This is a genomic window from Duganella sp. CT11-25 (genome assembly GCF_047302815.1).
Taxonomy (GTDB): domain Bacteria; phylum Pseudomonadota; class Gammaproteobacteria; order Burkholderiales; family Burkholderiaceae_D; genus Rugamonas.
The window spans coordinates 7,268,676-7,289,039 of the sequence record NZ_JBKBFD010000001.1; the positions used below are offsets into that span (position 1 = coordinate 7,268,676).

Consider the following 20,364-nt stretch of genomic DNA (forward strand, 5'->3'; position numbering starts at 1 on the left):
TCATCCCAGCCGGTCCAGCACGAAGTCGACGAAGCTGCGGACCTTGGCGCTGGGGCGCGATTCGGGCCGGCGCAGGATGTGCAAGGGGCGCGACGGCAGTTCCCATTTCGGCAGCAGCCGTTTCAATTTTCCCGACGCCAGCGCAGGCTCCATCAGCAGGTCCGCCTGCACCGCCACGCCCATGCCGGCGATGGCGGCGGCGACCAGCGATGCGCCGGTGTTGCTGACCAGCGTGCCGCGCGCCTGCACCGGCACCTCCTCGCCGTCGCGCGCGAAGCGCCACGTCGCACTGGCTCCCGCAAACACCAGGCAGTTGTGCATCGCCAGGTCGGACGGGTGCCTGGGCGTGCCGCACCGTTTCAGATAGTCGGGGCTGGCGGCGGCCAGCACGCGTCCCGGCCGCAAGGGCCGCGCGATCAAGCCCGTATCGGCGATGGGGCCGGAGCGGATCGCGACATCGATGCCTTCCTCGGCCATGTCGACCACGCGGTTGCTGAGCACCAGATCGATATGCACCTGCGGGTACAACGCGGCATACGCGCCGATGATGGGCGCCAGCCTTTGCTCGCCGTAGGTGGCGGGCGCGGAGATGCGCAGACTGCCCTGCGGCTCGGCGCGCAGGTTTTCGGCCACGCGGTCCGCCGCGTCGACACCGGCCAGCACGTCGCGGCAGCGTTCCAGGTAGGCCGCGCCGATCTCCGTCAGCGCCTGGCGGCGCGTGCTGCGTTCGATCAACCGCGCCCCCAGTTGCCGCTCCAGCGCCTGCACATGCTTGCCCACCATGACGGCGGACATGCCAAGCTCCTGTGTGGCGGCGGCAAAGCTGCCCGCCGTGGCGGCCGCCACGAACACCTGCATGCTGCGTAGCTTGTCGCTCATATTCGGAAGTTTTAGTTAGGGATGAGCGAAATTCTATCCCATTTATGCTTCAGGGGCTTCTGATGATAATGAAGCCTCATACACACATCGGGAGAACATCATGGCAGCATATGCAATCGGTTCGGCCACCCTGCGCAGCACGGAGTGGCAAAAGGAATACGGCGCCCACATGCCGGCCCTGACGGCCAAGCACGGCGGCAAGCTGGTGGCGAAGTCGCCGCCGCAGGCGATGGAGGGCGCGCCCGCCCTGCCGGGAGCGATGGTGGTCATCGAATTTCCGTCGGTCGCGCACGCCCAGGCCTGGTACGACGATCCGGCGCACGCCCCGCTCAGGGAACTGCGCCAGGGCGGCGCGGACTTTTCGATGGTGCTGGTGGACGGGGTGTAGACGTTTAGCAGAGGCGCAAATCCTCCATTCGGTGTAAATTGTGGGTTCTGAACTCTACGCTCACAAGGAACACCGAATGACTATCAAAGCCCTGCGTGACCAATCCCTGCCGATGCGCCATATCGTCCATGTGCGCAACCACATCATCTCGACCGACGGTTCGGTGGAAGAGGGCGGCAACGATGCCGGCCCGTCGCCGCACGACCTGTACGACGCCGCCCTGAGCGCCTGCAAGGCGCTGACCGTGGTGTGGTACGCCAAGCGCAAGAACATCCCGCTGGAACACGTCGAAGTGAGCATGGAACGCGACGCCAGCGAAGAGCGCCAGGGCACCTACCGCCTGGCCGCGACGCTGCACCTGACCGGCAACCTGAGCGAGACCCAGCGCGCCGAGCTGCTGTCGGCCGCGCAGAAGTGCCCGATCCACAAGCTGATGACGTCCGTGACCACCGAAGTCACGACCGTGCTGGCGTAAGGGCGGGGAGACGATCATGACCATCTCGAATCTGTTGAAGGGCCACGAAAAGGACCTGGGCGGCGGCTTCGTCGTGCGCCGCTACCTGCCGTCCGCCGTCAAGCAGGCGGTCGGGCCGTTTATCTTCTTCGACCATTTCGGCCCGGTCGACGTGCCGGTCGACGCCGACCACGACGTACGCCCGCATCCGCACATCGGCCTGGCCACCGTGACCTATCTGTTCGAAGGCGCGATGGATCACCGCGACAGCATCGGCACCTTCCAGCGCATCGAACCCGGCGCGATCAACTGGATGACGGCCGGCCGCGGCATCGTGCACTCCGAGCGCACGCCCAAGGATCTGGTCGGCGTGCCGCACCGCACGCACGGCCTGCAGCTGTGGGCGGCGCTGCCGGTGGCGCATGAGGAGGACGCGCCGGGCTTCTGCCATACCGCCGCCGCCGACATCCCCGAGCTGGACGTGGACGGCGCGACCGTGCGCGTGCTGGTCGGATCGGCGTTCGGCAAGACCTCGCCGGTGGCGACCTACAGCCAGACGCTGTACCTGGACGTGAAGCTGAAGGCCGGCCACGAGCTGTCGCTGAGCGACCTGCCGGCCGAGGCGGCGATCTATCCGATCAGCGGCGAGCTGGAAATCGACGGCGCGCCGCTGGCGCTGCACAATATGGCGCTGCTCGACACCGGCGGCACGCAGCTGGTCAAGGCCGGGTCGGAAGCGCATTTCGTGCTGATCGGCGGCGAGGCGCTGGACGGCCACCGCTATATGTCGTGGAACTTCGTCTCGTCGAGCAAGGAGCGCATCGTCAAGGCGGGCGAGGATTGGGAGGCGCAGCGTTTCGACAAGGTGCCCGGCGAAACCGAGTGGATACCGCTGCCGGTCAAAAAGCCCGCCTAGGTTTTTTCTTCCAGGGCGTTGATGGCTTGGTGCAGCACGCCGCGCAGGTTGCGCGCGGCGTGCGCATCGATGCGGCCCAGGTCGAGGTACAGGTCCAGGCCGTCGCCGTGTTCGCTGAACACCTGCAGCGTGTTGCCGTCGCCATCCAGCAGGCCGTCGATCTCGTACGGCACCACTTCGCGCGCGATGCCTTTCATGCTGACCGGCGCCAGCGCATGTCCCGCCACCATGTCGCGCACCAGCGCATAGGTTTCGTAGCTGACCACGATGCCGCCGGCCGGGGCGATCGATTGCAGGCGCGCCGCCAGGTTGGCTTCCGCGCCCAGTATCGTGTAGTCCATGCGGTCGATGCTGCCGAAATTCCCGACATTGCAAAAACCGGTGTTGACGCCCATGCGCACCCGAAACGGCGCTTCCACCCCCATCTTGCGCCAGCGGACGTTCAACTGCGCCAGTGCGTGCTGCATGTCGTTCGCCATGCGCAGGCAGTTGCGCGCATCCTCGGCCGCGCCCTTTGATTCGGGATCGCCGAAGAACACCAGGATGGCGTCGCCGATGAATTTGTCGATCGTGCCGCCATGGCGAATCGCGATGGCCGACATGGCCGTGAAATATTCGTTGATCAGCTCCGTCAGCGCTTCCGGTTGCAGCGATTCGGTCAGCTCGGTGAAATCCTTGATATCGGAGAAGAAGATGGTCAGCTTCTTGCGTTGCGTGTGCAGCGCCACGTCCATCTCGCCGCTGAAGATGCTCTTGTAGATCTGCGGCGACAGGTAGTGCGAGATCTTCATCGACACCGAAGCGAGAAAGTCGTTGGCGCCGGCCAGTTCCTCGTTCATGCCGCGTATCAGCGCGTTCTGGCGCCGCTGCAGTAGGATGAAGCCCAGTCCCGTCGCCGCCGCCAGCAGGAAGTAGGCGAGGCTGTACTTGAAGGACCAGATGCTGGTGCTCACCTCGTCCTGGATCTCGACTTCCTGCAGGCCGCGCACATCGCCGATCTTCCAAGCCTTCCTGATGCTGTCCGGATGGCTGTTGTGGCAGGCGACGCAAGATGCACTCATCAGCACCGGCGCGATCAGGCGTACCCGCGTGGCGGTGCCGGCGCTGGATGCCAGGACGATGGGCGGCTGGTCCGGGCTGGCGCGCAGCGAGGCCAGCGAATGCTTCTCGAACGCGTCCAGCACGTGCGGAGCGCGGCCGCGGAACGGATAGTCGGACACAAAACGGTAGCTGACGTTGGACTGCTTGTCCGAGATCACGCGGCCCAGCTCCAGCGACAGCGTGGCCGGAATCGGCACCGCGCCGGGCACGGTTTCGTAGTTGTGGATGACCTGGGTGTCCTTGCCGTGGTTTTCCAGGATGCGCCCGACCACGGCGCTGCCGTAGTAGCCGCGGATGCTGGAGATCATGGAATTGAGGTCGCCGGCCTGGCTGCGCAGGCGCGCGGCGGCGATATTCTGCATGTCCATCCAGACCGCCAGCGGCAGGCCCGCCAGCAGCAGGATCAAGGCGGCGAGCGAGATGCGCTCCCAGCGGCGGGTGTTCAGGTTTTTTGGAGCGCGCACGGCGAGGCCCGATGTGGTTTAACGGCGGGCGGATAGTAGCACGCGCTGTGACGGCGTGCAGCAGGCGGCGGTGGATTTATTCAGGCGGTGAACAGCGCGTTCGCCGCCACGGTGCTGTGCAGGTCGGTGGCGCCGGTGCGGATGATCCAGTGCTCGGGATACGGATCGCTGGCGAAGCGGTTGTGGCGCGGGATGCGGCTCAGCTTATCCAGCGGGACGGTCGGCGCCAGCGCGGTTTCCTTGCCGGTCAGCTGGTCGAGGTGCCAGAAGCCGCCGTCGCGGTGCAGCAGCAGCGGCAGCGCGGCCGCGTGCGGCGCGGCGGCGAACGACTTGACCGGATAGCCGGGATGGGTTTCCGGCGCCAGCAGGTAGAAGCATTCGGCGTTGGCGCCCTGGTCGACGCGGTGCAGGATCACGCCGTGCGGCATGATGGCCGATACCGACAGCGCCACGATGCCCTTGATGCTGGCGCTGAACTCGATGCGCATGCCGAGGCGCAGCGCGGTCGGCTTGTGCTTGCCGGGCCAGACGCCGTCCAGCAGGATGCCGTAGCGCGACACGTCTTCAATTTCAAAGCCCTGGCCGCTGCGTCGTATCACCGCGTGGCGTCCCGACAGGCGGCGCGTCAGGCCGTTGGTTTCCTGGCCGTCGGCGCTGTAATGGGTGAGCAGCACGTCCGATTCGGGATCGACCAGCTCAAAGCGCCCCAGCACGCATTCGGCCATCGCGAACAGGCGGATCTGGCGCTGCGCGCCCGCTTCCGGCGCGGCGTTGACCAGCGAGGCCGCGCGGCTTGGATGCGGGTGCATGGCGGCGGCCAGCGGCATGTCGATTTCGATCAGGTCTTCGTCCCACGCGATGGTGGTGAAGCCCATGTCCACCTTGCCGGCCGGCGCGTTCAGGTCCAGGTGGGCGATGCCGGCGTTGCGGGCGGTGACGTCGATATCCAGGCTCTCGCCGCCTTGCGCGCTGACGCGGGCGATCGAGGCGTCGTCCGCCATCACGCGCACGTTCTTGTGGGTGCTGAGGAAGATGCGGTGGATTTCGGTCAGCGTCGCGTCCAGCCGCGGCACCAGGATGACGAAGGTGCAGACCCATTTGCGCGAGGCCATGCCGGCATGGCTGCTCAGCAACTCGATGCTGATCTGGTACTGGCCATGCTCTTTGCCGCGCGAGGAAAACTCGACGAACACCGGACGCCATTCGCCGCTGGTGGCGCGCACGAAGTGCTGGCGCGAGGCGCCGTTGGGGATCAGGTCCGATTGCAGTTGCAGCGCCAGTTGCGGCGCGCAGGCTTCCGGCATGCCGCGCAGTTCCATCTTCAGGGTCTGGCGGCCGCCGGCGGCGCGCGGGTCGAAGCCGCTGATGTGCAGCTGCGGACGTTCGGATTGGGCGCGCTGCAGGGGGCGGGCGTAGCTGGCCGGCGTGGGGAGCGCCGGGTCGGCAGGGGCGGCATCCAGCATCGTGCCGGACGCGCCGGAACGGGAACTGCGCAGTGCATTCAGCAGGTCAAAGCTGGACGGCTCTGCTTGGGCGTGACCGCCTTCGCAAGCTTGTTCTCCAGCCATGACCCAGTAAGTGCAATGCGGGTGCTGGGCATTACTGCATTTTTTCATGGCATACCGACCGATGGAATACTCGTCAGTTTATGCGGTTTCCACTCTTTTTGGCAATGAAAGGCGCATGCAAAGTGCGTATTTTTGCGCCGCGTCGTGCGGGTATCAAAAATGCGACGGAATTGATGCTGTCGGCAATGCTGTTTCGTCAACATTTCCCGACGGTTGAGGGCGATTGGCGGGGACGAAGCGCAGCACGATCGCGCTCAGGTTGTCGATGTGGAGCTCGGGCGGCGGATGGTCGGCGTAGTCGTTGAACAAGGCGTCGAGGGCGGCGCCGGCGGAATGGCCGGGCTGGGCCAGCAGCGCGGGCCAGCGTGCCGTCCACAGCCGCGGGCGGGCGCAGGACCAGAAGCCGTCCGTGGCCAGCAGGTAGGTGGCGTCGGCGCGCACCGTCAGGGCGCGGCGGTCGGCCAGGTGGTGCAGGAACGGCGGCAGGTTGGATGCGTCCAGCGGCAGCAGGCGGTTCTCCAGCACCTGTGGATTGAGGAAGGCGTTGCCGAGGATGTAGGCCTGCGAGATCTGCGCGCGGTGCTCGCCGTGCACCTGCTGCCACCATTCCTGCTCGCCGAGCAGGCCGTGCATGGCGAAGGAGGTGGCGGGCACGTGGTCCACCGTCAGCGGCTGCGCGGCTTGCGCGGTGATTTCGTACAGGCGCGAGTCGCCCGCGTGGTACAGCATCGGCTCCTGGCCGTGTGGGATTTCCAGCAGCGTGAGCGTGGTGCCGGGACGGCGGAAGCTGTCCTCGTCGCCGGGCTGGCTGAAGCGGGCTTGCAGTTCGCTGTGCAGCTGGTCGAGGCGGACGCCCAGCTCATCGAGCGTGGCGCACGCCGGAATGCGCAGCAGGCCGGCGGCGACGGCTTCGGCGGCCTGGCGTCCGTGGCCGTGCCCGCCCATGCCGTCGAGGACCGCCAGCCGCACATGGCCTCGCGGCCAGCCTTGCAGCACGGTGGTTTGCGCGGCCTGGTCGCGCAGCAGCACGGCGCGGCCGTCGGCGTCGATGATGAGCAGGTTGTCCTGGTTCTCCGGCACCTGCAGCTTGCTGATGCTGGCGCTGCTGCGGGCGGCGACGTCGAGGCCTGGGCCGAAGTTCAGCATGTCGGTAATGCGTGTCATCGTGGCGGGCGCCGGGGCGCGGGATGCGAAAGGCCACAGCTTAGCCGAAATGGACAGGGTTTGCGTCATTCGCCGCTCCGGCGCAGCCACAGGCTGCTGACCCAGCCGGTGTTGTCGCGGCCGGCCACGCTGGCCTTGATCTGCCACCAGTCGCCGCTGCGCATGCCGGTGGGCGTGACGGTGGCGCCGGCCGGCACGGTGACCAGGCGCGGCGAGTCGACGCCGGCGGTGACGCGCAGGTTCAGGTCGCGATGGACCTGGAATGGCTTGCCGGCGATCGGCGCGGCTTCGGCTGCGATGACGGGCGGCTCGGCTGCTGCCGCCCGCGCGGGCACGGCCGCGGCAGCGTGCGCGCCGTGGGCCGCGTACAGGATCAGGCTGCCCAGCCCCCAGGCGCCGACCACCATGATCAGCAGCGCGCGCGCGTTCGGGCGGCGCCACCAGCTGCGCGGCGTCAGGTAGGCGGCCAGGAACAAGGTGATCGCCAGCCCCGCCGTGAACGCGAGGGCGGGGTAGAGTTGGACGGTTTCCATGGTGCTCAGGCGTCGAAGCGCAGCACGTAGTGGCCGGCGACCAGGTGGTGGCCGTTGGGCAGCAGGTAGGATTCGTCGGCGATGCAGGCGACGAAGTCCATTTTTTCATCCAGGTGGTACAGCGCCTGCGTGGCGCTCAGGCGGCCGATCTTATAGCCCTTGGCGGTCGCTTCAAAGCTGAAAGCGTTGCGCGACAGGCCGATGCGGTCCGCGCTGGCGGCGCTGGCGCCGTTGGCGCGCTTGAGGTAGCGCGGCGAATCGAGCAGGCGCAATGCGGCCAGCATCGGCGCATTGCGGCCGAAGGTGAAGCGCGCGCCGCTGGCTACGCCGGCCGCGATGGGGTGCGCCAGGCAGAGCATGGCGCGGTAGCGGTCCGCCATCTCGGGCGCGGCCGGCAGCAGGCGGATCGCCCGCGAGTCGACCGGCGTGAAGGTGGCGGGGGCCTTGATGCGCTGGCGGCCCTCGGCGGTGCAGGCATACAGCTCATCGGCGGCATCGACGACGAAGCTGATGACCGGCTGAAGGGTATCGGTATCGGCGGACAAGGCCAGCGCGCGGTCGAACGGCAGCTCCAGCGCCTGGGCGCCGGTGTCGCGATAGCGGCTCAGGCGCGGCAGGGCCAGCGCCACCAGGCTGACGCGCTGCTGCGAAACCGGCGCATACGTGGCGTCGCTTTCGCCGAGCTGGTTGGCGGGTTTGTGGCTGGCCGCCACCGGCACGGCGGTCAGGTCGATCGGTGCGCCGCCGGCGCGGCTTTGCCACACGGCCGGCTTGGCCGATGCTGCGTGCGGGGTGCCGGCTGGCCTGGTGTTTGAAGCGGCCTCGGGCGGCGCCGACGGCGGTGCGACGCTGGCCGCCATGTGGCGCATGGCCGGCATGGCGGCGGTACGGGCGATCTTCAGCAGCAAGCGCGGGCTGCCTCCCGGCGCCTCGCGCAGCGATTTGATGGTGTAGTAGCCGCTGCGCGGATCGTAGCGGCAATCGAAGGCGTCCTTGGGCCGCATCTGCACCACCGGCTGCGCATCGGGGCCGTCGTTGATGACCAGGATCGCGCCTTCGGGCCCGAACGGCCAGCCGCTGGCGGCGAAACTGGCCTCGCCGCCTTCGCCGCCGATCAGCGCCAGGCGCTGGTTCGGATAGATCGGGCAGACCGGATGCCAGATCGCGCTGTCGCGCGAGACGCTGACGTTGTAGAGGATTTTTTCATCCGGCGCCGGCAGGTAGACCGCGTGGCCGAACTTGACCTCGATCTCGCCCGGCGCCAGCGACGACGTGCCGATCACGTCGTAGCGCACCTGGTCGCCGCCCAGCAGGTCGCCGAAATCCTTTTGATGCAATGCGGTCAGCGTCTGCGCCAGGTCGCGGGCGCGGGCGCCGCGCGTGAGGTGGTAGTCGTCGTCGACTTCTTCCTGCGGCAGCATCAGCGTCACGTGGGAGAAGCAGCGGGTGGCGGCGCGGCCCTTGTGTTCGCGCGGGCTGCGTTCCAGCAGGTCGCGCAGCAGCGGGCGGCGCGAGAACAGCGCCAGGCCGGGCGCCTGCCAGATCGCTTCGGCATTGAACACGTCCTGGATGCGGCCCAGGACCTCGTGTTGGACATAGATCGGCATGGTTCATTCTCCTTCTAAAGATGGCGCGCTGATCGCACTAAACGCTAGCAGGGGGCAAAGGAAAAACAGCAAGTGGCTGCCGCCGGCGGACAGGAAACTCATCGGCTGGCCCATGATGGGGAAGATCGCCAGGTTGGTGCCCCATGACAGCAGGAAGTGGCCGAGCACGAAGGCGCCGCCGCCGCACAGGGCGAAATAGCGGAAGCGGCCGGACCAGGCGTGTCGGAAGTCGCGCGCGGCGGCGCCGGCCTTGTAGGCGCGCAGCGCGGCCAGCACGATGCCGGTCAGGAAGGCCGCCTGCGCAAGCCACAGCAGCAGGCCGCCCGCCAGGCCGTGGCGGTTGAGGAAGAAGGAGGCGGCGAAGTCGTCCTGCACGGCGGGGATCTGCATCACGCCGCCGGCGGCCTGGCCCAGCGAGCGCAGTCCGAGCCAGTGGTCGGCGCCAAGCCAGCCGCCTTCGCCGATGGCGCGTGCGCCCAGCAGCAGTTGCTGGCCGGTGTGCGGATGCTCGGCGGGATTGAGCCAGACCAGGAAACGGTCGGCGTAGAAGCCCCAGCGTATCAGATCGTCGGTGCCGACCATGCGCAGATAGACGATGGCGCCTGCGGCCAGCAGCGTGCAGGCGATCAGGGCGGCGGCCAGCAGCCGGTTGCCGGCGGCGGTGGCGTAGGCGAAGGCCATGCCGGTGCTCCAGATCAGCAGCAGGATCAGCGGCGAGAAGTCGTCGACCTGCACCAGCGCGAGGCCGAGCAGCGCGAGGAACAGCAGGGCCGGGGCGATCAACTGCAGCCAGCGCGCGCCGTGTTCGGCCAGGCGCTGCGGGCCGCGCTGTGGCCCATTCAGCCAGCCGAAGCGCAGCGCGAGGCAGTGGGCGGTGAGTGCGGTCAGGGCCAGCTTGGCCAGTTCGACCGGCTGCAGGTCGAAGACGCCGGTTTCATCGCCCCACAGGACCTGGGCGGCCAGCGCGGCCAGGGCGATTGCGGCGAACAGGGCGAGTATCCATTCGATGCTGCGCTGGCGGAGCGGCGCGCCTTGCGCGGCTTGTCGTTGCGCCCACTGGCGCAGCAGGCCGCCAAGGCCCGCGCCGATGGCCAGCATGGCGGCGCTTTTCTGGTAGTAGCGCAGCCAGGAGGATTCCTGCGCGCCGAGGCCGAGCTCCAATTGGCTCAGCAGGCCTGCCGCCAGCAGGACGACGGCGGCGGAGGTCAGCAATGTCAGGCGGCCGGGCAGGGCGAGCCACAGCAGCAGCGCGCTGGCGCCCAGCAGCAGCGAGCAGGCGGCGCTGGGAGGATAGCCGGCGCGCTGCGAGATCAGGGCGATGACGCCGGTCGCCAGCAGGCTGGCCGTGGCGAACAGCGCGCCGCCGCCGGCGATGCGGCCGGCCCACGGTGTCGCGGTGGGCGCCGCCGCGCGTGCCGCACCAGTCGCCCGCGCCGGGATCGTCGCCGAGCGCATCGCCTGCGCGGCATGCCGGCTAGTCGGCCGGCTTGTCGCGCCGCCGCGGCCGACGAGCGTGCATGCCGCGCAGACGGCGATGCCCGCCAGGCAGGCCGCAATGCCCATCCAGATGGCGTTGGCGTGGCCGGCCTGCCACAGGTCGCGCTGCTGCCATTGCCAGCTGACTTGCGCCGGCAGCTTCAGCTCAGGTTCGTTGAACAGCTTGACGTGGCGGCCGGGATTGAGCGTCAGCTGGTCGCCGTTGGCGGCAACCTGGAAGCGCGTGCGGCCGACCTGGATCGCGGTCACGCCGGCCAGCGATGCTTCCTGTTTGCGTAAATCGGTCTGGCCGGAGGCGGCTCCCACCAGTACGGCGGCGCGGTCGCCATCGGGACTGCCGGCTGAAAGCTGCAAGCGGCGATCCACGCGCGCCAGCTGCGCGGCGCCAGGCGTCACTTGCGCCAGGCCGAGGCGATTGTCGCAATACAGGTTGCCGCCGAAGGTCAGCGGACGCGCAATCGTCAGCGCCAGCGGCATCGCGCGGTTCCACAGCGTCAGTGCTTTGGCCGCCAGATGGGATTCCGGACAGTTGGCTTGCGCGTGGCCGTCGCGGTAGAGCACGGCGCCGTCGTAGCGCCATTCGTGGCCGTCGCGCGTGAATGTCGCGGTGCGTGCATCAGCGGAGCGCAGGTCGAACAATGCGCCATCGATCTGGAAGCGCTGCTGGTCTTGCAAAGGCACGCTGCCTATGTGCTGCTCGGTCGAGCCGCGCTGCAGCACGACCTGCTTGCCCGCGCTGAGATTACGCAGCATCCAGGCGCCTTGCGCATCGCGGCGCAGCGATAAGTGATTGCGGTCGGCCTGCGGCGCGGCCAGTTCGCGCTGCCCCAGTGTGATGCTCTCGCCGGCCGCGAGTTGCACGGTGACGGCGGAGGGCAGCCACATGGCCGGAGCGCGCAGCAGGGCCAGCGCCTGCAAGCCGCACAGTGCGGCCAGCAAGGCGAGGGTGACGGCAAGGCCGATGTTGCGCGCGGCGGCGCGGACCAGCGACAGCGTGGCGCCGGCGAGCAGCGCGCCCGCAGCGCCGACGGCCGGACGGCTGGCGCGCCGCCGGCTGCCCGGCGAGGTGCGGGGCAGGTCGCGCTGCGGGGCGCTCGACGATGGCGTGCGTGTCATGGAGATCGGCATCATGCCCCCTGGATGGTATGCCAGCCGTTGGCGGCGGTTGGGCGGCGCATGCCGTGGACTGGATCGGCGGCGTTGAATACGCCGCGCTCCGGCTTCACGCCCTGTATCGCATTGAGCATGCGGCTGATCTGGATCGCGTGGCGCGGACGCTTGGCGGGATCGATATGCAGCAGCGCGCGCAGCAGCTCCAGCGCGGCGTCGCGCATGGCGGCGGGAATCGCCGCTGCGAAGCGTGCTTCCTCTTCCGCATGCAGCGCGGCGGGAATGGCGCCGCCGTGCGTGCGGCGCAGCAGGTCGGCGCCTGCCACATGATGTTCGCGGTAGGCCTGGCCGCAGTCGCTGCAAAAGCGCAGCGGCAGGCCGCCTGTGACGAGGAAATAGAGCATCGCGCCCAGCGAAAAGTAGTCGCTGCGGGCGCCGGTGGCGTAGCCGCCGCCGTCGGCGGGGAAGAACTGTTCCGGCGCCTGCCAGTTGGCGGTGCCGGCATACGAGTGTGCTTGAAGGCTGCCCAGATGGCGATTGGTGCCGAAATCAGCCAGTTTGACGGTGTTCAGGTGCTGGTCGAGCAGCACGTTGGCCGGCTTCAGGTCCAAGTAACGCCAACCGTATTGGTGCACCTTGGCCAGCGCCTGGTTGATCTGGGCGATCCAGCCCAGCGCCTGCGGCAGCGGCACTTCCTCGTCGCGGCCCTTGAGCGCGGCCATGTGCTTGCCCAGGTCCGCGCCCATCAGTTCCAGCGCCAGCACCGGCAGGCCCTCGTGCCAGCCGCTGTCGAGCAGGCGCACGATATGGCGCTCGTCCCACGGCTCCAGCGATTGCAGGAAGGCGATTTCGTTATTGGCGCTTTGGGTCCAGCGTTCGCGCTGGGCCGGCAGCGCGCGCTCCATCTGCTCCTGGTTGATGAGCTTGATGGCCACGTCGCGCGTGCCGTGCGGTCCGCTGGCGCGCCAGATGATGCCGTAGGCCGATCCGCCGATCTGCTCGCGCAGGCGGTAGTGGCCCAGTTCCAAAGCGATGATTGCGTCTGCTGTCGTCATGATTTCCCCCGTCAGCCTGTGCTAGCGGAGGGAGGGGAAAAGGTTCTTGCCGCTATGTTCACTGCCCGCGAGGGAGGTGTTTTTTTGGGGTTTTACTAAAATATGCGATTCCATGCTACCTCGCGATAGTCGTCGCTATTTCATCCGGGTTGTCACTATTCCGTGAACTAAAGCCCACTAACTGCCTCTAACGATAGGCCGTTGAACTTTAGTGTTATTTAGCGTCCGGCACGGCAATTTTAGTAATCGATAGCGCGCTATAGTAAGTGTTCGCAAGAGTTAGCAGCGCTTAGAAAAAACCGTTTTTCGGGAGCCCCTCATGCCTACTCCTCAACCACCCCTTCAGTTTCCCATCCGCGTGCCCTCCGATGTGCTGGAAGCGCTCGGTGAATTCACGGGCCATTTCTGGTCGGACTCGCTCTCGCTGGAGCCGTTCATCTGCGATGCGATCCGCGCGTATATGAAACCAACTCCGGCAGCCCGGCAGCAGCCGGCGGCGCCATCCGAGGCGGGATACCAATGGAAGGAGCTGTTTCTGCCAGAAGGAACCAGGCTGCGCGCGAGCTTCGGCCAAAAGCACTATTTCGCCGTGGTGGAAGGCGCGGAAATCAAATACGGCGAGCACGCTTTGTCGCCGTCATGCTTTGCGAACCTGCAGGGGGGCGGCAACCGCAATGCATGGAAAGCCATCTGGCTGCGCCTTCCAGGCAGTGATCAATGGCTGCTTGCCGATGTTTGCCGGTCAGCGCGGAAAGCTGCGATAGCGCGCTTGTTCGGAGGCGACGCAGAGGGTAGCAAGCGCCGTGCGACGAAGCACATTCCCGGGAATGCATGAGGAACAAAAAAAAGCCCCGATAACGGGGCTTTCTGGAGAATCTACGAATTAACGGTCCCAGCGATCGTGACGGTCATGGCCGTAACCGTGGCCGTGGCCACGATCCCAGCGGTCACCGCGATATTCGCGATAGTACGGGCGGGCCGGCTCAACGTACACCACGCGCGGAGGCGGGGTGTAGTAGCGTGGAGGCGGCGCGTAGTACACCGGGGCCGGCTCGTAGTAGACCGGCGCAGGCTGCGAGTACACGCGGGTCTCTACATAACCGCGGCCGCCGCCGCGATGATAGCGGTCGCCGGTGTCGATGCTGTTGCCGACCGCCGCGCCCACCAGGCCGCCGACGATGGCGCCGTCACGGCCGCCGGCGCTGTTGCCGATGGCTGCGCCGACCACAGCACCGGCGACCGTGTTGAAATCACGGTCGCCTGCGAAGACCGGCGACGATACTGCTGCTGCGGCCAGTAACGCTACACCCATAAATTTTTTGCTCAACATGGTAATTCCCCTTGCTGCGGCGCGGATCGGAATGATTCGTTGGCCAGTGACTCCACTATAAATCGCCGGGGGAAAAGCGCCATGTCTTATACACATGCTTACAAAGGGACCGCTGCGGTAATGGCTTGTAACATTTAGAGACGTTGCGCTTCCCACTCCGGGCGCAGCAGGCTGAACACCTCGACATCCTGGTATTTGCCGTTGATGAAGAAGGCCTGGCGCAGCGTTCCTTCGGCCCGGAAGCCGCATTTTTGCGCGACCCGCACCGAGGCGACGTTCTCCGGCGCCGACAGCAGCTCCAGCCGGTGGTACTGGTGGACGTTGAACAAATAGTCAACCAGCAGCCTGCAAGCTTCGGTTACATATCCGCGTCCGGCCAGCTTGGGGTCGAACAGGCGGTAGCCGATTTCGCGCGAGACCGGCGTGCGGCACTTGAAATGGGTGATGACGCCGATAATGTGGTGCAGGCTGTCCTCGATCACAAACAGCTCGCTGTCGTCGGTGACGAAGCTGTTCTGCATGAACTCCTTGCGCATGGTTTCCGGCGACTTGAAATGGGTCGAGAAATAATCGCCGCGCGACGGCAGGTCGTTGACCAGGGCGATGAAGGTGTTCAGGTCCGCGGTCAGCAGATGGCGCACGGTGCAGAGTTGACCCTTGAGCATAAGCGCTTTCTTCTGGCAGTTGAAGTTTCATGTTAGAGCAAGCGCCATAACAAATCAACATGGATGACAAGTTCATCATGATGGGTTATCGTTTGAGTCGCTGTCGCTACCCACTTCTCTCTTTCACAGGAATCGCATGAAATCCGTCTTCAAACATCCCCTGTCCCTGACCTTGCTGGCCGGCGCCTTGCTGAGCGCCGGCGCCAGCGCCGCGCCGGCCAACGATCCCGCCACGCTGGCCCAGATTCGAGACAGCGCGATGAAGAACGACTGGGCCTACGAGCGCCTGGCCGACCTGACCGACCTGGTGGGCCCGCGCCTGTCCGGTTCCGCCGGCGCCGCCGCGGCGGTGGAGCAGGTGGCCGACGCCATGCGCAAGCTGGGCGCCAAGGTCACGCTGCAGCCGGTCAAGGTGCCGCACTGGGTGCGCGGCGCGGAGACGGCGGAACTGGTCGACTACAGCGGCCGACCGGCCGGCATTTCGCAGAAAATCGTGCTGACGGCGCTGGGCGGCTCGGGCGCCACGCCCGCCGCCGGCCTGACCGCGCCGGTGATCGTGGTGCGCAGCTTCGAGGAACTGAAGGCGCAGGGCGACAAGGTCAAGGGCAGCATCGTGCTGTTCGACGTCGCCTTCGACCAGGAGATGGCCGATCGCGGCCATGCCGGCCCGGCCTATGGCCGCGGTTCGGGCTTCCGCTTCGGCGGTCCCAAGCTGGCGGCCGACATGGGCGCGGCGGCGGCGCTGGTGCGCTCGGTCGGCGGCGCCAACTTCCGCATCCCGCACACCGGCGCCACCGGCGTGGTGGACGGCGCGCGCATTCCCGCCGCCGCCGTCACCTCGGAAGACGCTATGCTGATGAGCCGCCTGTCGGCGCGCGGCCCGGTCAAGATGCACCTGACCCTGACGCCGCAGAACCTGCCGGAGGCGGACAGCTTCAACGTCATCGCCGACTGGCCGGGCAGCGACAAGGCCGATGAAGTGGTGATCGTCTCCGGCCACCTCGATTCCTGGGACCTGGCCACCGGCGCCAACGACGACGGCACCGGCGTGGTCGGCGCGATGGGCGTGATCGAGACGCTGAAGAAGCTGAACCTGAAGCCGCGCCGCACCATCCGCGTGATCGCCTGGATGAACGAGGAAAACGGTACCCGTGGCGGCAAGGCCTACTTTGACGCCAACAAGGACAAGCTGGACAAGCACTTCGCCGCGATCGAGTCGGACAGCGGCGGCGGCCGTCCGTTCGGCTTCATCGGCAGCGTGACGCAGCCGATGGTCAAGTACTTCGCGCCGCTGCAAACGGCGCTGCAGCCGATCGGCGCCGGCATCTTCGAGCGCCACGACATCGCCGGCGCCGCCGACACCGGCCCGCTGGAGCGCGCCGGCGTGCCGGTGTTCGAGCCGCTGGTCGATTCGAGCAGCTATTTCAATTATCACCACACGCCGGCCGATACGCTGGACAAGGTCAATCCGCTGGAACTGAAACGCCACGTCGCTGTCATGACGTCGCTGACCTGGTACCTGGCCAATATGGAAGAGCATATCGGCCGCGTACCCCAGCAGGATTGACCGGCAGGCGTGCGCGGTCGGATCGCTACTTCTGATAGTCTGTTTGCTAATCTAGGAGAGCGAAATGGACAAGATTCACTATAAGGGCTGGGAGATTGTCCCGACCGCGCTGCCGACTACCGACCACAAGTGGACCGCCAGTTGCGATATCGAACGGGCCGGCGCCGACGGCCAGGAAGTGTTCGAGGGCGCGACCATGCAGTTCGTGCGCGATACCGAGGACGAGGCGATCGCCGCCGCCTGCGAGGAGGCGATCCGCCAGATCGACAACATCATCGCCAATCCGCTGGTGCGGCTGGCCTGACCGCGGCGGACGGCTTGTGATAACATAGCCGCATGACTGTCCTGCTCAGATCCCTCGTCGTTTGGCTGATGCTGCTGGCGCTCCCTTACCAGGGATACGCTTCGGCGGCGATGCTGCTGTGCCTCGCTCCGGCGACGGCGGCGCAGTCAGGCCCGACCGCCATGCCGTCCGGCCCGCACGATCACGCGGCGATGATGGCGGCGCAGGCGCACGAGGGCGGCAAGTCCGGCCACAACGCCAGCCACCACGGCGTCAAGTGCGGCGGCACGGCCTGTTGCGCCGCCGCCGCGCCCGTGCCGGCGCTGGCGATGAACGAACCGGCGCTGCCGCTGGTGTCCATCGCCATCCCGTTCTACTCTGATTTCCTTCCCGCGGTCGACCTGGCCCACCCTGAACGTCCCCCTCAAGGCAAGTACGCCTGATCACGCGACAGCTCCGTCCGCGGGCTGCGCATCCCTTTCCGATTCAACGTAACTTGAGGTGTGAGACATGATCTGTCTGCATAAACTCGCGGCGGGCGCCGGCTTGGCGCTGCTGCTTGGCGGCTGCGCGTCGCTGTCCGGCGATGGCGGCTTTGGCGCCGCCGCCGGCGTCAGCGAACAGCGTACCGGCTTGAGCGCCAGCGTCGCCGGACGCCTGCCGCGCAACGAGGACGACGCGCGCGCGCTGGCCGCCGTCATCGACAAAAAACTGGAGCAGCCGCTGGCTGCCGACGACGCGGTGCATATCGCGCTGCTGAACAACCGGGGGCTGCAGGCCAGCTACTGGTCGCTGGGCGTGGCCGAGGCGGACCTGGTGCAGGCGGGCCGCCTGCAAAACCCCGTGCTCGATTTCAAGCGCAGCCACGGCGGCGGCGAAGTCTCGATCGAGCGCACACTGACCTTCAACCTGCTTGGCCTGATCACCGCGCCGATGGCCAGCCGTATCGAAGGCCGCCGCTTCGAGCAAACCAGGCTGCTGGTGTCGAACGACGCCTTGAAGGTCGCCGCCGACACGCGCCGCGCCTGGGTGGATGCCGTGGCCTCGACCCAGATCGCCGACTACGCGCAGCAGGTGGAAGCGTCGGCGCAAGCCAGCGCCGAGCTGGCCGAGCGCATGCGCAAGGCCGGCAACTGGAGCGCGATGGACATGGCGCGCGAGCAGGCCTATCACGCGCAGACCGTCGCCGACGCGGTCCACGCGCGGAAAGCCGCCGTATCGGCACGCGAGAAGCTGACGCGCCTGATGGGACTGAGCGGCGCGCAGCTCGCGTACCGCCTGCCCGAGCGTCTGCCCGATCTGCCGGCCGCGCCGCGCGAGCTGGCCGATGTCGAGCAGGTCGCCGTCAGCGAGCGGCTCGACATCCAGGCCGCTCGGCTGGATACCGAGCACACGGCGTCCACGCTGGGCCTGAGCAAGACCACGCGCTTCATCAATGTGCTGGACCTGGGCGCGGTGCGCAACAGCGACGGCGGGACCCGCGCGCGCGGCTACGAGCTGTCGCTGGAGATCCCGCTGTTCGACTGGGGCGCGACGCGCGTGGCGCGCGCCGAAGCGACCTATATGCAGTCGGTGAACCTGCTGGCGCAAGCCGCCGTCAACGCCCGCAGCGAGGCGCGCGCGAGCTACGCCGACTATCGCGCATCCTACGACCTGGCGCGCCACTACCGCGACAATGTCGTGCCGTTGCGCAAACAGATATCGGATCAGACCCTGCTGCGCTACAACGGCATGCTGATGAGCGTCTTCGAACTGCTGGCCGATGCGCGCGAACAGGCCACGGCCGTCAGCGGCTACATCGCCGCGCTGAAAGACTACTGGACCGCGCAAGCCAACCTGGAGGTCGCGCTTGGCGGCCGCCTGCCAACCAACCAAGGAGTACAACCATGACCACCCGCAGATCCTTCCTGAGCGGCGCGGCCCTGATCGGCGCCGGCATGGTCACCAAGGCCGGCGCGGCATCGCTGCCGGAAGCGCCGATGCAATCGTCGGCCGCCACCCAGCCGCCGCTGCCGCCGCCCAACGGCCGGCCGTACAATCCCGTCGTCACACTCAACGGCTGGACGCTGCCGTGGCGGATGAAGGACGGCGTCAAGGAGTTCCACCTGGTGGCGGAACCGGTGGTGCGCGAGATCGCGCCCGGCATGACGGCCAACCTGTGGGGCTACAACGGCCAGAGTCCCGGCCCCACCATCGAAGTGGTGGAGGGCGACCGCGTGCGCATCTTCGTCACCAACAAGCTGCCCGAGCACACCAGCGTGCACTGGCACGGCCAGCGCCTGCCGAACGGCATGGACGGCGTCACCGGGCTGACGCAGCCCGGCATCGAACCGGGCAAGACCTTCGTCTACGAGTTCGTCGCCAAGAACGCGGGCACCTTCATGTACCACCCGCATGCGGACGAGATGGCGCAGATGGCGATGGGCATGATGGGCTTCTGGATCACGCACCCCAAGGATCCGGCGCTGCATGCGGTGGACCGGGACTTCGTCTTCCTGCTGAACGCCTACGACATCGAGCCGGGCAGCTACACGCCCAAGATCAACACGATGACGGACTTCAACCTGTGGACCTTCAACAGCCGCGCCTTCCCCGGCGTCGATCCGATGGTGGTGCGGCGCAACGACAAGGTGCGCATCCGCGCCGGCAACCTGACCATGACCAATCATCCGATCCATCTGCACGGCCACACGTTCGAAGTGACCTGCACCGATGGAGGCTGGGTGCGGCCGTCGGCGCGCTGGCCGGAGGTCACGACAGATATCGCCGTCGGCCAGATGCGCGCCATCGAGTTCGTGGCCGACGAGCCGGGCGACTGGGCCTTCCATTGCCACAAGTCGCATCACACGATGAACGCGATGGGACACCAGGTGCCGACCATGATCGGCGTCGATCACGCGGGCGTGGCGCAGAAGATCAACAACCTGGTGCCGGGTTATATGGTCATGGGCGACAAGGGCGGATCCATGGGCGATATGATGATGCCGCTGCCGGAAAACACGCTGCCGATGATGACGGGTGACGGGCCGTTCGGCGGCATCGACATGGGCGGCATGTTCACCACGGTGAAAGTGCGCGAGGGACTGGCGCGCAACGATTACAAGGACCCGGGCTGGTACCAGCATCCGAAAGGGACGGTGGCACATGAGTGGACCGGCGCGCTGCCGCCGGCCCCGCGCGCCCCGGGCGCGCCGCCGGCCAAGCCGGATGAGGCCATGAACGTCAAGCGCGACGGCGATATGCACCACCAGCACTAGCCGTAGTACGGTTTGGCGGCCATGACCAGTATCGCAAGCGCGATGCCGATCTGGCCGCTGACGCCCCAGCGGGTGAAGGAACGCGTTTCGCGGACCATCTCCCGCATTTCTATCTCGATCCGATCGAGGCGCTTGTTTGTCTGCTCATGGCGCTCTCGTGCATCGTCGAAGCGTCGGCCCACACCATCAAAGCGCTGGCCTACGCCATCAAAACGTCTGTTCAGATCTTCCCGCAATTCATCAAAGCGGCGGTTTATGTCTTCTCGCAGCTCTACACCCACCTTGCTACGGCGGAGTTCAGGCAGTTGGTCCTCCAGGTGTCGAAATCGATCATTCATTTTGATCTCCATTGCCGCCAGCCTGGCGGTGGTGCTGGCGGCCTCGGCTTCCAGTTTCGATATACGTTCTTCCATGATGAATCGTCCTCTTGCTCGCAGCCAGAGGCAATGCCGGGCTGATAAGGTCTTAGACCCATCTGGAGGCGATTTGATCCATCTCAGGAGATCGGTTGCCGCTGGGGGGCTTA

20 protein-coding genes are annotated in these 20,364 nt (G+C 66.9%); 9 read left to right on the forward strand and 11 right to left on the reverse strand.

Going from position 1 to position 20,364, the window contains the following annotated elements; translation table 11 throughout:
- Positions 1-879, reverse strand: a complete 879-nt coding sequence (locus ACEN9F_RS31845) for a LysR substrate-binding domain-containing protein (RefSeq protein ID WP_413426858.1) — start codon at positions 877-879, stop codon at positions 1-3.
- A gap of 100 nt (positions 880-979) precedes the next feature.
- Between ACEN9F_RS31845 and ACEN9F_RS31850 the strand changes: the two genes are divergently transcribed.
- The 3 genes from ACEN9F_RS31850 (at position 980) to ACEN9F_RS31860 (ending at position 2,637) form a co-directional block, all read left to right on the forward strand.
- Positions 980-1,267, forward strand: coding sequence for a DUF1330 domain-containing protein (locus ACEN9F_RS31850; RefSeq protein WP_413426860.1), 288 nt, complete (start codon positions 980-982; stop codon positions 1,265-1,267).
- A 76-nt stretch (positions 1,268-1,343) separates the two neighbouring features.
- The gene (locus tag ACEN9F_RS31855) at positions 1,344-1,742 is read left to right on the forward strand and encodes an OsmC family protein (RefSeq protein WP_413426862.1); all 399 of its coding nucleotides are present in this window, start codon (positions 1,344-1,346) and stop codon (positions 1,740-1,742) included.
- Between the two features lie 16 nt (positions 1,743-1,758).
- Entirely contained in the window at positions 1,759-2,637 is an 879-nt protein-coding gene (locus ACEN9F_RS31860; RefSeq protein WP_413426864.1) for a pirin family protein, read from the forward strand.
- Here the strand turns inward: ACEN9F_RS31860 and ACEN9F_RS31865 are convergent.
- From ACEN9F_RS31865 to ACEN9F_RS31895, 7 genes are all read right to left on the reverse strand, one after another.
- The gene (locus tag ACEN9F_RS31865) at positions 2,634-4,202 is read right to left on the reverse strand and encodes an adenylate/guanylate cyclase domain-containing protein (RefSeq protein ID WP_413426866.1); all 1,569 of its coding nucleotides are present in this window, start codon (positions 4,200-4,202) and stop codon (positions 2,634-2,636) included. The two genes, ACEN9F_RS31860 and ACEN9F_RS31865, sit on opposite strands and share 4 nt — an antisense overlap.
- 80 nt (positions 4,203-4,282) lie before the next feature.
- Positions 4,283-5,770, reverse strand: a complete 1,488-nt coding sequence (locus tag ACEN9F_RS31870) for an FHA domain-containing protein (RefSeq protein ID WP_413426868.1) — start codon at positions 5,768-5,770, stop codon at positions 4,283-4,285.
- Between the two features lie 153 nt (positions 5,771-5,923).
- Positions 5,924-6,934 carry a PP2C family protein-serine/threonine phosphatase gene (locus ACEN9F_RS31875; RefSeq protein ID WP_413426870.1) on the reverse strand — a complete coding sequence of 337 codons (1,011 nt, stop codon included), beginning with the start codon at positions 6,932-6,934 and terminating at the stop codon, positions 5,924-5,926.
- 65 nt (positions 6,935-6,999) lie between these two features.
- A complete protein-coding gene (locus ACEN9F_RS31880; protein ID WP_413426872.1) occupies positions 7,000-7,467 on the reverse strand; it encodes an SH3 domain-containing protein in 468 nt (155 codons plus the stop codon).
- A gap of 5 nt (positions 7,468-7,472) precedes the next feature.
- Entirely contained in the window at positions 7,473-9,074 is a 1,602-nt protein-coding gene (locus ACEN9F_RS31885) for a hypothetical protein (protein WP_413426874.1), read from the reverse strand.
- Between the two features lie 3 nt (positions 9,075-9,077).
- Positions 9,078-11,687 carry an FtsW/RodA/SpoVE family cell cycle protein gene (locus ACEN9F_RS31890; RefSeq protein ID WP_413426876.1) on the reverse strand — a complete coding sequence of 870 codons (2,610 nt, stop codon included), beginning with the start codon at positions 11,685-11,687 and terminating at the stop codon, positions 9,078-9,080.
- Positions 11,688-11,698: 11 nt separating this feature from the next.
- Complete coding sequence (locus ACEN9F_RS31895) at positions 11,699-12,736, reverse strand: serine/threonine-protein kinase (protein WP_413426878.1); 1,038 nt, start codon at positions 12,734-12,736, stop codon at positions 11,699-11,701.
- Positions 12,737-13,055: 319 nt separating this feature from the next.
- Between ACEN9F_RS31895 and ACEN9F_RS31900 the strand changes: the two genes are divergently transcribed.
- Complete coding sequence (locus tag ACEN9F_RS31900; protein ID WP_413426880.1) at positions 13,056-13,571, forward strand: hypothetical protein; 516 nt, start codon at positions 13,056-13,058, stop codon at positions 13,569-13,571.
- Between the two features lie 48 nt (positions 13,572-13,619).
- Here the strand turns inward: ACEN9F_RS31900 and ACEN9F_RS31905 are convergent, their stop codons facing one another.
- On the reverse strand, positions 13,620-14,048 hold the full coding sequence (locus ACEN9F_RS31905; protein WP_413426882.1) for a glycine zipper domain-containing protein: 429 nt from the start codon (positions 14,046-14,048) through the stop codon (positions 13,620-13,622).
- 152 nt (positions 14,049-14,200) lie between these two features.
- Positions 14,201-14,731 (reverse strand): GNAT family N-acetyltransferase, encoded by a 531-nt coding sequence (locus ACEN9F_RS31910; protein ID WP_413426883.1) that lies wholly within the window; start codon positions 14,729-14,731, stop codon positions 14,201-14,203.
- A gap of 136 nt (positions 14,732-14,867) precedes the next feature.
- Between ACEN9F_RS31910 and ACEN9F_RS31915 the strand changes: the two genes are divergently transcribed.
- The 5 genes from ACEN9F_RS31915 (at position 14,868) to ACEN9F_RS31935 (ending at position 19,838) form a co-directional block, all read left to right on the forward strand.
- Entirely contained in the window at positions 14,868-16,298 is a 1,431-nt protein-coding gene (locus tag ACEN9F_RS31915) for a M20/M25/M40 family metallo-hydrolase (protein ID WP_413426885.1), read from the forward strand.
- A 64-nt stretch (positions 16,299-16,362) separates the two neighbouring features.
- The gene (locus ACEN9F_RS31920; RefSeq protein WP_413426887.1) at positions 16,363-16,602 is read left to right on the forward strand and encodes a DUF6566 family protein; all 240 of its coding nucleotides are present in this window, start codon (positions 16,363-16,365) and stop codon (positions 16,600-16,602) included.
- 32 nt (positions 16,603-16,634) lie between these two features.
- A complete protein-coding gene (locus tag ACEN9F_RS31925; protein WP_413426889.1) occupies positions 16,635-17,024 on the forward strand; it encodes a hypothetical protein in 390 nt (129 codons plus the stop codon).
- Between the two features lie 67 nt (positions 17,025-17,091).
- Positions 17,092-18,471: a TolC family protein gene (locus ACEN9F_RS31930; RefSeq protein WP_413426891.1), complete on the forward strand. Its 1,380-nt coding sequence runs from the start codon at positions 17,092-17,094 to the stop codon at positions 18,469-18,471.
- The gene (locus ACEN9F_RS31935; protein ID WP_413426893.1) at positions 18,468-19,838 is read left to right on the forward strand and encodes a multicopper oxidase family protein; all 1,371 of its coding nucleotides are present in this window, start codon (positions 18,468-18,470) and stop codon (positions 19,836-19,838) included. Before ACEN9F_RS31930 ends, ACEN9F_RS31935 begins: the two co-directional genes overlap by 4 nt.
- Here the strand turns inward: ACEN9F_RS31935 and ACEN9F_RS31940 are convergent.
- Positions 19,835-20,251: a hypothetical protein gene (locus ACEN9F_RS31940; RefSeq protein ID WP_413426895.1), complete on the reverse strand. Its 417-nt coding sequence runs from the start codon at positions 20,249-20,251 to the stop codon at positions 19,835-19,837. The genes ACEN9F_RS31935 and ACEN9F_RS31940 overlap by 4 nt on opposite strands.
- Positions 20,252-20,364: the final 113 nt, after the last annotated feature.

What these genes read in the sequence shown, in the direction of transcription:
- ACEN9F_RS31885 (WP_413426874.1), bottom strand. Translation starts at nt 9,074, where the DNA reads ATGCCGATCTATGTCCAACACGAGGTCCTGGGCCGCATCCAGGACGTG.
- ACEN9F_RS31870 (WP_413426868.1), bottom strand. Translation starts at nt 5,770, where the DNA reads ATGGCTGGAGAACAAGCTTGCGAAGGCGGTCACGCCCAAGCAGAGCCG.
- ACEN9F_RS31855 (WP_413426862.1), top strand. Translation starts at nt 1,344, where the DNA reads ATGACTATCAAAGCCCTGCGTGACCAATCCCTGCCGATGCGCCATATC.
- ACEN9F_RS31850 (WP_413426860.1), top strand. Translation starts at nt 980, where the DNA reads ATGGCAGCATATGCAATCGGTTCGGCCACCCTGCGCAGCACGGAGTGG.
- ACEN9F_RS31845 (WP_413426858.1), bottom strand. Translation starts at nt 879, where the DNA reads ATGAGCGACAAGCTACGCAGCATGCAGGTGTTCGTGGCGGCCGCCACG.
- ACEN9F_RS31905 (WP_413426882.1), bottom strand. Translation starts at nt 14,048, where the DNA reads ATGGGTGTAGCGTTACTGGCCGCAGCAGCAGTATCGTCGCCGGTCTTC.
- ACEN9F_RS31930 (WP_413426891.1), top strand. Translation starts at nt 17,092, where the DNA reads ATGATCTGTCTGCATAAACTCGCGGCGGGCGCCGGCTTGGCGCTGCTG.
- ACEN9F_RS31935 (WP_413426893.1), top strand. Translation starts at nt 18,468, where the DNA reads ATGACCACCCGCAGATCCTTCCTGAGCGGCGCGGCCCTGATCGGCGCC.
- ACEN9F_RS31925 (WP_413426889.1), top strand. Translation starts at nt 16,635, where the DNA reads ATGACTGTCCTGCTCAGATCCCTCGTCGTTTGGCTGATGCTGCTGGCG.
- ACEN9F_RS31890 (WP_413426876.1), bottom strand. Translation starts at nt 11,687, where the DNA reads ATGACACGCACGCCATCGTCGAGCGCCCCGCAGCGCGACCTGCCCCGC.
- ACEN9F_RS31900 (WP_413426880.1), top strand. Translation starts at nt 13,056, where the DNA reads ATGCCTACTCCTCAACCACCCCTTCAGTTTCCCATCCGCGTGCCCTCC.
- ACEN9F_RS31940 (WP_413426895.1), bottom strand. Translation starts at nt 20,251, where the DNA reads ATGGAAGAACGTATATCGAAACTGGAAGCCGAGGCCGCCAGCACCACC.
- ACEN9F_RS31910 (WP_413426883.1), bottom strand. Translation starts at nt 14,731, where the DNA reads ATGCTCAAGGGTCAACTCTGCACCGTGCGCCATCTGCTGACCGCGGAC.
- ACEN9F_RS31895 (WP_413426878.1), bottom strand. Translation starts at nt 12,736, where the DNA reads ATGACGACAGCAGACGCAATCATCGCTTTGGAACTGGGCCACTACCGC.
- ACEN9F_RS31860 (WP_413426864.1), top strand. Translation starts at nt 1,759, where the DNA reads ATGACCATCTCGAATCTGTTGAAGGGCCACGAAAAGGACCTGGGCGGC.
- ACEN9F_RS31875 (WP_413426870.1), bottom strand. Translation starts at nt 6,934, where the DNA reads ATGACACGCATTACCGACATGCTGAACTTCGGCCCAGGCCTCGACGTC.
- ACEN9F_RS31915 (WP_413426885.1), top strand. Translation starts at nt 14,868, where the DNA reads ATGAAATCCGTCTTCAAACATCCCCTGTCCCTGACCTTGCTGGCCGGC.
- ACEN9F_RS31920 (WP_413426887.1), top strand. Translation starts at nt 16,363, where the DNA reads ATGGACAAGATTCACTATAAGGGCTGGGAGATTGTCCCGACCGCGCTG.
- ACEN9F_RS31880 (WP_413426872.1), bottom strand. Translation starts at nt 7,467, where the DNA reads ATGGAAACCGTCCAACTCTACCCCGCCCTCGCGTTCACGGCGGGGCTG.